General features: G+C 62.0%; 7 protein-coding genes. 6 read left to right on the top strand and 1 reads right to left on the bottom strand.

The window, feature by feature from the left end; all coding sequences use genetic code 11:
* Window positions 1–398 precede the first annotated feature (398 nt).
* The 6 genes from F6X40_RS39910 to F6X40_RS39935 all read left to right on the top strand — a co-directional run bounded on the left by F6X40_RS39910 (window position 399) and on the right by F6X40_RS39935 (window position 8,930).
* A complete protein-coding gene (locus tag F6X40_RS39910) occupies window positions 399–1,781 on the top strand; it encodes an MFS transporter (protein WP_187631666.1) in 1,383 nt (460 codons plus the stop codon).
* A 114-nt stretch (window positions 1,782–1,895) separates the two neighbouring features.
* Complete coding sequence (locus F6X40_RS39915) at window positions 1,896–2,807, top strand: LysR family transcriptional regulator (RefSeq protein WP_184056529.1); 912 nt, start codon at window positions 1,896–1,898, stop codon at window positions 2,805–2,807.
* Between the two features lie 188 nt (window positions 2,808–2,995).
* Window positions 2,996–4,495 carry an aldehyde dehydrogenase family protein gene (locus tag F6X40_RS39920; protein WP_184074304.1) on the top strand — a complete coding sequence of 500 codons (1,500 nt, stop codon included), beginning with the start codon at window positions 2,996–2,998 and terminating at the stop codon, window positions 4,493–4,495.
* Window positions 4,496–4,651: 156 nt separating this feature from the next.
* Window positions 4,652–5,824 (top strand): NAD(P)/FAD-dependent oxidoreductase, encoded by a 1,173-nt coding sequence (locus tag F6X40_RS39925; protein WP_184068948.1) that lies wholly within the window; start codon window positions 4,652–4,654, stop codon window positions 5,822–5,824.
* Window positions 5,825–5,976: 152 nt separating this feature from the next.
* Complete coding sequence (locus tag F6X40_RS39930) at window positions 5,977–7,185, top strand: PLP-dependent aminotransferase family protein (protein ID WP_187631667.1); 1,209 nt, start codon at window positions 5,977–5,979, stop codon at window positions 7,183–7,185.
* A 641-nt stretch (window positions 7,186–7,826) separates the two neighbouring features.
* Window positions 7,827–8,930, top strand: a complete 1,104-nt coding sequence (locus F6X40_RS39935) for a YjgN family protein (protein ID WP_187631668.1) — start codon at window positions 7,827–7,829, stop codon at window positions 8,928–8,930.
* A 331-nt stretch (window positions 8,931–9,261) separates the two neighbouring features.
* Here F6X40_RS39935 and rpoD read toward each other — a convergent pair whose 3' ends face one another.
* Complete coding sequence (gene rpoD, locus F6X40_RS39940) at window positions 9,262–11,256, bottom strand: RNA polymerase sigma factor RpoD (RefSeq protein WP_184040465.1); 1,995 nt, start codon at window positions 11,254–11,256, stop codon at window positions 9,262–9,264.
* Between the last annotated feature and the right edge of the window lie 550 nt (window positions 11,257–11,806).

An 11,806-nucleotide genomic window follows, 5' to 3' on the forward strand; every position in this document is an offset into this window, starting at 1 on the left:
TTAAAGCAAAATATCCAGCAAAAGCAATATAAAAATACTAATTTACATGGCTACACGATAGTCCCCAAAAAATAGCCGAAACCCAGTGCCGACGGGGGTTCCGGCTGTTTGAGAGGCCGAAGTATGAATTAATCGACCTCGACGCGGTTCCGCCTTTCTGGCATGCAAATCGCTTCTTTCCCATTCCCTTAATCAAACCGGAACACTCACCTCCAAAAAGCCCAATTCCCAGCCCACGTCACCTGTCGCACTCTTGAAGCCAACGGCCCTGCACGATCCGACAACGGCCGTTCAGCGCTCTGCCCCGAGCCGCCGCATCGAACGAAGGCGGCCTCGCAGAACTATTCCGCGCTCGCGCCTCTCGCCCGCGCGCAGCCTAAAAAGACAGGAGACACAATTTGCCAGCCCCCATCAACTCCGGCGCACGCCTCGACCGCCTGCCGATCACCCGCTTCCACTGGAACATCCTCGGCCTGATCGGCGCGGGTGCTTTCCTCGACGCCTTCGACATCTATCTCGCCAACGGCGCGCTCGCGGCGATGGTCAAAACCGGCTTCACCGATCTCCGCCTCGGCTCGTTCTTCATCTCCGCGACCTTCATGGGCATGATGATCGGCGCGGGGCTGGCAGGCTATCTCGGCGACCGCTTCGGTCGACGCTATTCGTATCAGGCCAATCTCGCGATCTTCGGCATCGCATCGCTCGCCGCCTGCTTCGCGCCGAACATCTACTGGCTGATCCTGCTGCGCTTCGTCATGGGCATTGGCCTTGGCGCCGAACTCGTGGTCGCGGCCGGCACGCTGTGCGAGTTCGTGCCACCCGCCACACGCGGCCGCTGGACCGCGCTGCTCGCGCTGATCATCAACTCCGGTCTGCTCGGCGCGACCGCAGTCGGCTATTGGGTAATTCCACATCTCGGCTGGCGCTACATGTTCGCGATCGCGGGGATTGGCGCGATGGTCGTGTGGTTCCTGCGGCATCGGATGCCGGAATCGCCGCGCTGGCTCGAAACGGTCGGCCGGCTCGAAGAGGCGGAGGCCACCGTCTCGGCAATCGAGCGACAGGTCGAGGCGCGTGTCGGCAAGCTGCCGCCGGTTTCGCGCGTGGTCAGTCACGAGGTGCCGGCCGCGCCGTTCTCGGCGCTGTTCGCGCGCGGCATGATCGGCCGCACGCTGGTCGCCGCGCTGACCTGCATGGCGATCAACATGTCGCTGTACGGTTTCGTCGCGTGGCTGCCGACGTTCTTCGTCAAGGAAGGCCTGACCATCGTGCAGTCGCTCGGCTTCGTGCTGCTGATGTCGTTCGGTGCGCCGGCCGGCGCTGTCGTCGGTTATCTCGTGACGGACCGCCTGGGGCGACGCAACGGCATCGTGCTGTTCTCGCTTGCAACGATCGTGCTCGGCTTCGTCTACGTGCAGATGCGCGCGCCAGTGCCGATCGCGGTCGTCGGTTTCGCGCTCGTCACGACGATCTACACGGTCTGCACGCTCGGCCTGTTCGGCTATATCCCCGAGCTGTTTCCGACCGCGCATCGCTTGCGCGGCACCGGCGTGGCCGGCACGTGCGGCCGCGCGGCGTCGATGTCGACGCCCTACGTCGCGCTGCTGCTCTACACGGAGTTCGGCGTGACGGGTGTGCTGACGATGGTCGGTGGCGTGCTGTTGTTGCTGAGTATCGCGATTCTCGCGCTGCGCATCGAAACGAGTCAGCAGACGCTCGAGGAGATTTCGCCCGATGCCGAGCTGATACCGCAAGCGGAGATGATGCGAGAGTCGGCTTAAGCCGTGCGCGCATCAAGGTGATCTGTCGATTCGGATCTTTCCCCGGCTAAATTTTCACTTCACCCGGTTAAGATGAAAGTTTGCTTTGCGCATGCCTCGCTAGCAGCTTTCATCATGCACTTCGATTTCGTCGATTTACGCCTGCTCCTGCATATCGCCGACACGCGCAACCTCGCGCGTGCGGCGGAGCGTTCGCACCTGTCGGCGCCGGCCGCCAGCAACCGGGTCAAGAATCTCGAGGAGCAGCTCGGCATCAAGCTGCTCTATCGAACCAGCCAGGGCGTGACGCCGACACCCGCGGGCGAAGCCTTCGTGCATCACGCGCGGCTCGTGCTCGAACGCGTCGAGCATCTGGCCGGCGACATGCAGGAGTATGGCGAGGGCATCAAGGGCCACGTGCGCATCTGGGCCAACACGACCGCGATCAGCGAGTTTCTGCCGGCCGTGCTGAGCCGTTTCCTGCGCGATCATCCGGACGTGAACATCGATCTGCGCGAAGTGCTGAGCGGCGAGATCGTCAAGGGCGTCGCCGACAGCGCGACCGATATCGGGATCGTCGCGGGCAATGTGCATGCCGAGCATCTGCAGATGCTGCCATATCGCGACGATCGGCTCGTGCTGGTTACGTCGTGCGAGCATCCGTTCGCGAGACAAGCGTCGGTCGATTTCTCGCAGGTGCTGAACGCGAACTTCGTGAGCCTGCCGACGTCGAGCGCGATTCACGCGTTCATCACGAGTGCCGCCGATGCGCTCGGCGCGCGTCTCAAACTTCGCATCCAGGTCGGCAACTTCGAGGCCGCGTGCCGGATGATCGAGGCGGGTGTCGGAATCGGCATCGTGCCGGAGTCGGTCGCGCTGCGGCACAGAAAGACGATGCAGATCGCGATCGTCGGCCTGAACGATCCGTGGGCCGTGCGCAAGCTGAAGATCTGCGTGCGCAGTCTGAAGGACTTGCCGCCGTTCGCGCGTGTGCTGGTCGACCGGTTGATGGCGGTGCTGGAGGAGGATGGCGGGCCAGATGCTTGACGCGCGGGCGGCTTGACGCGCGGGCGTGACACCCGCCCGAAGTCTGACGATGTTTCCTTCTGGAAACAGCGCCCCCCCTTTTGTCAACCGGTATTTCACTCCCCAAGCATCTTCTTGCCGCCACAAAAACCCGCGTGTATAGTTTCCGAACTTACTCTTGTTTCGTATCGGAAATTAAAGGGGTTCACATGGACGCGTCCACTATCCTCGCGGATCTCGGCATTGCCCAAGCCGCGCAAGCCGGCGATATCGCCGTACATTCGCCGATCACCGGCGAGCTCATCGGCCGTGCGGCCAGCCAGACGGCGGTCGAGGTCGACGCGGCGCTCGCCCGGGCCAAAGACGCGTTTGCCGTGTGGCGTAACGTGCCGGCGCCGCGCCGCGGCGAGCTGGTGCGGCTGCTCGGCAATCGGCTGCGCGAACAGAAGCAGGCGCTCGGCAGCCTCGTCTCGCTGGAGACGGGCAAGATCCTGCAGGAAGGCATGGGCGAAGTGCAGGAAATGATCGACATCTGCGATTTCGCGGTCGGTCTGTCGCGTCAGCTGTACGGTTTGACGATCGCGTCCGAGCGCCCGGGTCATCGGATGGCGGAGTCGTGGCATCCGCTCGGCACCTGCGTCGTGATCTCGGCGTTCAATTTCCCGGTGGCGGTCTGGTCATGGAATGCGGCGCTCGCGCTGGTGTGCGGCAACGCGGTGATCTGGAAGCCGTCGGAAAAGACGCCGCTCTCGGCGCTGGCCGTGAACAGGATTCTCGAAGACGCGCTGAAGGAATTCGGCGACGCGCCAGCCGGCCTGGCCGCATTGATCAACGGCGGGCGCGACGTGGGCGAAAAGCTCGTGGCCGATCCGCGCGCGTCGATCGTCAGCGCGACGGGCAGCACGGAAATGGGTCGCAAGGTTGGCGTCGAAGTGGCGAAGCGCTTCGGCCGCTCGCTGCTCGAACTCGGTGGCAACAACGCCGGCATCGTCACGCAGACGGCCGACCATGAACTCGCGATGCGCGGCATCCTGTTCTCGGCGGTCGGTACGGCCGGTCAGCGCTGCACGTCGCTGCGGCGTCTGTTCGTGCACGACAGCGTGTACGAGAAGACCGTCGAGCGTCTGAAGCAACTGTATAGCCGCGTGCCGATCGGCAATCCGCTCGAAAAGGGCACGCTGATGGGGCCGCTGATCGACCGTCAATCGTTCGACCGCATGCAGGAAGCGCTGCAGCAGGCGAAGGCCGAGGGCGGCAAGGTGTTCGGCGGCGAGCGAGTCGAAGTGAAGGGTTATGAGGGCGGCTACTACGTGCGTCCGGCCATCGTCGAGATGCCGTCGCAAACGTCGGTCGTGCTGAAGGAAACGTTCGCGCCAATTCTGTACGTGCTGCGCTATGCCGATTTCGCCGCTGCGGTCGAGGCGAACAATGCAGCGCATCACGGCTTGTCGTCGTGCGTGTTCACGAGCGACCTGCGCGAAGCGGAACGCTTCCTGTCCGCGTCGGGCAGCGACTGCGGCATCGCGAACGTCAACATCGGACCGAGCGGCGCGGAGATCGGCGGTGCGTTTGGCGGCGAAAAGGAAACGGGCGGCGGGCGCGAGTCGGGTTCGGATGCATGGAAGGCTTATATGCGTCGCGCGACCAATACCGTGAACTACTCGTCGGCGTTGCCGCTTGCGCAGGGTATCGACTTCAATGTCGACTGAGCGCGCAAGTGTGACGTCGTGAACGATGGCGGCGCATCGCGTTGATGCCGGTGCGCCGCCGTCGCCGTCCGGCGCGCCACAGCCGCGCGTTCCAGATAGCAATCCGTTTGCGCCGCCCGGCGTTCCGGAGCGGCCACGTTACTCGTGGAGTAAGACGTGAGTTCGAAAGTCGTGATCGTCGGCGGTGGGGTGATCGGCAGTTCGATTGCGTATTTCTTGCGGCTGTCCGATCCGACAGTCGGCGTCACGGTAATCGAGCGCGATCCGACCTATGCGCGTTCGTCGTCGGCCTTGTCGGCGGCGTCGATCCGGCAGCAGTTTTCTACGCCGCTTTCCATTCAGATGTCGCTGTTCGGCATCGAGTTTCTTCGCTCGATCGGCGAGCGGCTCGAAGTCGACGGCACCCGGCCCTCGATCGATCTGCACGAAGGCGGCTACCTGTTTCTCGCGACACCTGCCGGTGAAGCGACGCTGCGCGAGAATCACGCGCTGCAAAAAAGCCTCGGCGCAGATATCAGCCTGCTCGACACGCATGGCTTGCAAACGCGCTTCCCTTGGCTCAATACCGACGACCTCGTTGCCGGCGCTTATGGCGAAAGCGGCGAGGGCTGGTTCGACGGCTACGGTTTAGTACAGGCGCTGCGCAAGAAAGCGCAGGCGCTCGGCGCGCGCTATGTCGCGGCAGACGTCACCGCGCTGCATCGCGAGGGCAATCGCGTCACGCAGGTGCAAACCGCGGACGGTGAGACCTATGCTTGCGACGTCGTCGTCAACGCGGCCGGCGCATGGTCGCGCAAGGTCGCACAGATGGTCGGCATCGATCTGCCCGTCTATGCGCGGCGGCGCAGTATCTTCAACGTCACGTCGCCGGCAAAGCTTGAACGCTGTCCGCTGCTGATCGATCCGAGCGGCGTGTACTTCCGGCCTGAAGGCAATTCGTATATCTGCGGCACGTCGCCGTCGGCCGATAACGATCCCGACGATCTACCGCTCGATGAAGTCGATCACGTGCTATTCGACGACGTGATCTGGCCGACGCTCGCCAATCGCGTGCCGCAATTCGAGGCGCTGCGCGTGCAGAACTGCTGGTCCGGCTATTACGAATACAACGTGCTCGATCAGAACGCGATCATTGGCCATCACCCGGATATCGATAACTGCATTTTCGCGAACGGCTTTAGCGGCCACGGTTTGCAGCAAGGGCCGGCAACCGGACGCGGCATCAGCGAATTGATTCTGCATGGCCGCTATGCGACGCTCGATCTCAGTTCACTAAGCTTTACGCGCGTGCTCGAAAACCGGCCGATCATCGAAAAGAACGTGGTGTAGCGCCTTATATGGCTCGATGCGCGGGTCATGCGAAAAACGCAATAAGTAGTGGGTAGATATCGTTTGCCGCAGATCCCGCCGATGGCCACAATCGACGTCGATTGTCTTCGACATCCCAATCGATATCACACGCAAGGCAGGCGGCCGTCATCATGTTCTCGTTCAATTCCGCATTCGAAGCCCCGAGCGGCTCGCCGATCCGCGAGCTGTTCAAATACCTCGCGCGGCCCGGCATGATCTCGTTTGCCGGCGGCTATCCGGCGAGCGATCTGTTCGACCGTGCAGGACTCGATGCCGCGGCCGCGCGCGCCTCGCAACAGCCGACGCTGTGTCTGCAATATGGCCCGACCGATGGCATCGCGATCCTCAAGGAACAGCTCGCGCAGCTGATGGCACGGCGCGGCACGCCATGCGCGCCAACAGACCTGCTGGTGACGACCGGTTCGCAACAAGGATTCGATCTGTTGCTGCGCGTGATGGTCGCGCCCGGCGACGTCGTGCTCGTCGAGCAGCCCGCGTATCCGGCCACTTTGCAGGCGCTGAAGCTGCAACAGGCCGACGTCGTCACGGTGCCCGTCGATCAACACGGCCTCGACGTGGCGAAGCTCGCCGCGGTGCTCGAGACGGGCACGCTGCGTCGCGCTCCCAAGCTGCTGTACACGGTGCCGACGTTCGCGAATCCGACCGGCGCGACGCTATCGCTCGAACGTCGAATCGCATTGTTGAAACTGGCGGCGCGTTATCGGTTCGTGATCGTCGAAGACGATCCGTATGGCGATCTGCGTTTCGATGGCACGGCAGTGCCTTCGCTTTTCGCATTGAGCGAGCAGGTGCCCGGTTCACGCGACTGGGTCGTGCATTTATCGAGTTTGTCGAAGATCGTCGCGCCGGGTTTGCGTGTCGGCTGGATGATCGCGCACGCGGAGATCGTGCGGCGATGCGTGGTCGCCAAGCAGACCGTCGATCTATGCAGCGCGCCCTGGACCCAGGCGATTGCCGCCGAGTACCTCGCGAGCGGCGGGTTGGAGCGGCATCTGCCGCGCATTGTCGATGCGTATTCCGTCAAATGCCGCGCGCTATGCGATGCGCTCGACACGCATCTCGCGCGGCACATCGCATTTCATCGTCCGGCCGGCGGCATGTTCGTGTGGGCGCGTCTGAACGCGGCACGCGATGCGTCCGACTATCTGCGCGTGTGCATCGAACAGAACGTGATGTTCGTGCCGGGTGTCGCGTTTTACAAGGACGCGGCCGATAGAGCTGCGCTGCGCCTGTCGTTTGCCGCGCCGGGTGTGGAGGAGATTGAAACCGGCGTGCACCGAATGAACCGCGCGCTCGAGCAGTACTTCGACCAGCAATAAAATCCTGATTGCATCAACACAATCAGTGGGGTGCGGCAGATTACCCGGCGAGCATCTAATGTGCAGCCGGGTTTTTTTATCCAAATGCCAAAAATTGTGGCGCTTTAACAGAATCCACCGCATTCCTTATTAATCGCGAATCGCGAATCGCGAATCGCGTTGAGTTCGAATACGCAATCGTTTTCGTCTGCGCGTGCCTTCTATGAGACCGACCGTGGCAAGCCGCAGATGAGGCCGCCCGGGATTGCCACGTCGAACGGCGCGTACGCGCGAGTGGACCCTCAAATGATTGCCCCCAAATGAAATCGTTATTGCACGCCTTAATTTCAAGATTATGCAATTCGAATAAATTCGGACGTTGCCAAATCTTGTAATGGAAGTCGTCGATTTATATGCGGAAATGCCATTTATAAAGATAAGAAACCGTGTAATTATCGTGTTTGCCGGCCGGTTTTCGTTTTGCGTGATTCCCGGAATGTCTGAAAGACAGGTTTTACACGGGTTCGCGCCACACGAGGCGGCTTTCGCACGGGAAAGCATCGTCGCCCGTCGCGTTCGCCCATGCATGCCGCATATGAGTGCCGCACGAGAATGCGTGAGTGGGCCACAAAAACGTTAAATGAGGAAAAGGGGGCAACGCAATGAATTCACTCGACGAGAAGCGGCCGCTGCTGATCTACGACGGCACGCTCGGCGACCTCTACGGCATCTTTTTCAGAAACCTTGTGCTGCAAATCGTGACGCTCGGTATTTACCGCTTCTGGGCGACCACGAACAACCGCCGATATGTCTGGTCGCGCATGCGGTTTCAGGACCAGCGCTTCGAGTACACGGGCACCGGGGGCGAGCTATTCAAGGGCTTTCTGCTCGCGATCGTGGTCGTGTTCAGCGCGGTGTTCGCGGCTGGCGCGCTAAGCGTGGTCTTGCGCATGCTGACGAAAAGCGCGGCACTCGGTTCGCTGCCTGTCATCGCGTTGTATCTGCTGATCGTCGTGCTCGCGGCGGGTGCGTTTTTCGGCGCGCAGCGCTATCGGCTGAGCCGGACGCAGTGGTGCGGTATTCGCGGCGGCATGACCGGCTCGGCGCTCGGCTTCGGCGTGCGCGCGTTGCTGTACGCGCTGTTGTGCGTTGTCACGCTTGGCCAGATGACGCCGTGGACATCGATGCGTCTAATGGAGTGCCGCATCAACGCGAGCAGCTTCGGTAGCCTGGCGTTTCGCTTCAAGGGGCGCGCGTGGGTCGTCTACGGTCTGTTCCTCGTTACGTTCGTCGGCGTGGTCGTGTTGTTCGCGGTGCTGTTCATGGTGTTTCTGAAGGGCGCTCTCGCATCGATGCATGTCGGCCAGGTGCCGGGGGCGAGTACGGCGCCGTCGCGGGCCGCGCTCGGATCGCTGTTTTTGTTTTATGCGCTGTTCTCCATCGGCACGATGCTGATCCGCGGCTTCTATGTCGCCGCGCTGACGCGCCACGTGATGGGCAATACGTCGCTCGGCTCGCAATTGCATTTCGGCAGTAACGTCAGCGTGGCGCGTCTGCTCAGTTTGCAGTGCGGCAACCTTGCGATCATCGTGTTCACGCTCGGCCTTGGGGCGCCAATCGTGCTGCATCGGCTGATGCGCTTTGCCGTCGACACGCTGCAGGTTTCCGGCTACCTCGATCCGCCTATGCTGGGGCAAAGCACCGTGGCGGCGCCGCTGACTGGCGAGGGCATGCTGAATCTGCTCGATCATGGTGGCGCCTTCTGAGATTGGACTCGCGTTGAGAGCGCGGCAATGGGCGGGGGGCGCACGATGTGCGGCAAGTAATGGGACACGCGACTCATCTCAGGCACGAGCGCGAAACGCAGTACGCTCAATGAGTTAGCGCAGTCATGCGCAGGTTGTCCACAAGCTTGTTCCCAAAATCTGTGGACAACAGGGCGGGAAGCGAAGCGGAGAATTCGCGCCTGAAGAATTGTGGAAAGGTACAGCACAAAAGCAAACAGCGGGACTCACCGTCGACCGGTTCATCCCGCTGCTTGTGTATGACGATGTGGGCGGCTTGCCGTGCAGCGCGCACGGCAAGCGTGGCAAACGATTATCGGTCGAGGAACGACTTCAGACGGTCCGCGCGGCTCGGATGCATGAGCTTGCGCATCGCCTTGCTCTCGATCTGGCGGATCCGCTCGCGGGTCACGTCGAACTGCTTGCCCACTTCTTCAAGCGTGTGATCCGACTTCGTGTTGATGCCGTAGCGCATGCGCAGCACCTTCGCTTCGCGCGGGGACAGAGAGTCGAGCGCGTCGTCGATCGCGGCACGCAGGTCGGCCTGCATCGCGGCATCCGCCGGCGACGATACGCCAGCGTCTTCGATCATGTCGCCCAGCGTCGCATCGCCGTCGTCGCCGACCGGCGTTTCGAGCGATACGGGTTGCTTCGCGATCTTCAGAATGCCGCGCACCTTCTCTTCCGACAGTTCCATGCGTTCCGCGAGCACCGCAGGATGCGCTTCCTGGCCGGTCTGCTGCAGGATCTCGCGCGAAATGCGGTTCAGCTTGTTGATCGTTTCGATCATGTGCACCGGCACGCGGATCGTGCGCGCCTGATCGGCGAGCGAACGAGTGACGGCCTGACGGACCCACCACGTCGCGTACGTCGAAAACTTCCAGCCACGACGGTATTCGAACTTGTCCACGGCCTTCATCAGACCGATGTTGCCTTCCTGGATCAGGTCGAGGAACAGCATGCCGCGGTTCACGTACTTCTTCGCGATCGAGATCACGAGACGCAGGTTCGCCTCGATCATCTCGCTCTTGGCCTTGCGCATCTTCGATTCGGCCGCGACCATCTGGCGGTTGATTTCTTTCAGATGCTTGAGCGGCAGCGATACCGTCGCTTCGATGTCGATCAGCTTCTGCTGTTCGGACTGGATGGCTGGCAGGTGACGCTCGAGCGCCGCACCATAGGTCGACGCGCCGGTGCGCGCGGCACGCTCGGTCCAGCCGAGGTCGGCCTCGCTACCCGCGAACGTTTCGATGAACTTCTCGCGCGGCATGCCGGCCTTCGAGACGACGATCTGCAAAATGTTGCGCTCGATCGCGCGCACTTGCGCGACCTGGCGCTGCACGTCGCCGCACAGACGGTCGATCGTGCGTGCGGTGAAGCGGATCTTCGCGAGGTGCTGCTGAATGTCTTCGCGTGCGCGCAGATAGGCCTTCGACGTGACGTCGCCGCGCGCGTGCGACGCGTTCATCTGGTCGTACAGAATGCCGACCTGGGCGAAGATTTCGAGGCAGTCGCTCGTGAGCTGCTTCAGGCGAGCTTCGTCCGCCGCCGACGAATCTTCCGGACCGACGTCGTCGTCTTCTTCGTCTTCGCTGTCTTCGTCGGCGTCGCTGTCTTCATCGGCATCCGTGTCGGCGCTCGCGACTTCTTCCGCGGCGGCCGTCTCTTCATTCAGGCCGTCGACGAGTTCGTCGATGCGCAGCTCGCCGTCGACAACCTGCTGCGCGCTCGCGAGGATCGCGGAGATCGCGAGCGGGCACGCGGCGATCGCCTGCACCATTTCGTGCAGGCCGTCTTCGATGCGCTTCGCAATCGCGATTTCGCCTGCGCGGGTGAGCAGCTCGGTCGCGCCCATTTCGCGCATGTACATACGCACGGGGTCGGTGGTGCGGCCGAACTCGGAGTCGACGGTCGACAGCGCGACTTCGGTTTCCTCGTCCGCCTGGTCGTCCGACACCACGGCGGGGGAATTCGAGTTGAGCAGCAGCGTTTCCGCGTCCGGGGCCTGCTCGTAGACCTGCACGCCCATGTCGCTGAACGCGCTGACGATGCTGTCGATCGCGGCGGTTGCGGTGAAGTTGTCGGGCAGGTGGTCGTTGATCTGCGCGTGGGTCAGGTAGCCTTGCTCTTTACCCAGCTGGATCAGTGCGCGCATCAGGCGCTGGCGTTCTTCGGCTTGTTGCGGCAGCAGCTCGGCTGCCACGGGAATCGCTTTGCCGGCGCCCTTGCCTTTGGCCGAACGGCCGGACGGAACTTTGGCAGTGAAGGCGGTGTCGTGTTGCGAATCTTCGCGATCAAAAGGGTTCACGTAATTTCCTCTAGAGGCTTCGCTATGAGACGCAAGACGCTACCGTCAGGCGTTTCGAGCAGGGCTCAGCATCACCTGATGTGACTCAACGCGGTTGTTGGGCTGTGCTCTGGGGAGCAAAAAAGATGAGCCCGCTCGAAGCGGGCCGATGGACATGCGAAATTTTGCGCGGCTCGCATTATATACGAGCTTGGGGGTTCGCGCTCGTGGGTGCACATCAAATCATCGTCGCTGTTGTCGCAGGCATTGCGTGAGGCTACGCAGGTGCATAGTCCGTGGCCATGCGCGCGACATAACCTAGATAGGGGCGAGTTGCTCCTTGCGCAAGGGGGCTCCATGTCGTTTTCCTGTATATAGTGTCGTATCCTCGCATGCTGTCCCCAAAAGAAATTCGCAGAAGGGTATTGACGTGTTGTTGACCGCTCTCCATAATCCCGTTTCTCTGCTGCAGACGCAGCGACGCAAACGAAGCAGTGCCGGGTAGTGGTGGTTCAGGTGGTTCAGGCGCGGCGGGTTTGGCGGACCGATCTTTAAAAACTAACAGTCGATA

Source organism: Paraburkholderia sp. UCT31 (genome assembly GCF_014397655.1).
GTDB lineage: Bacteria > Pseudomonadota > Gammaproteobacteria > Burkholderiales > Burkholderiaceae > Paraburkholderia > Paraburkholderia tuberum.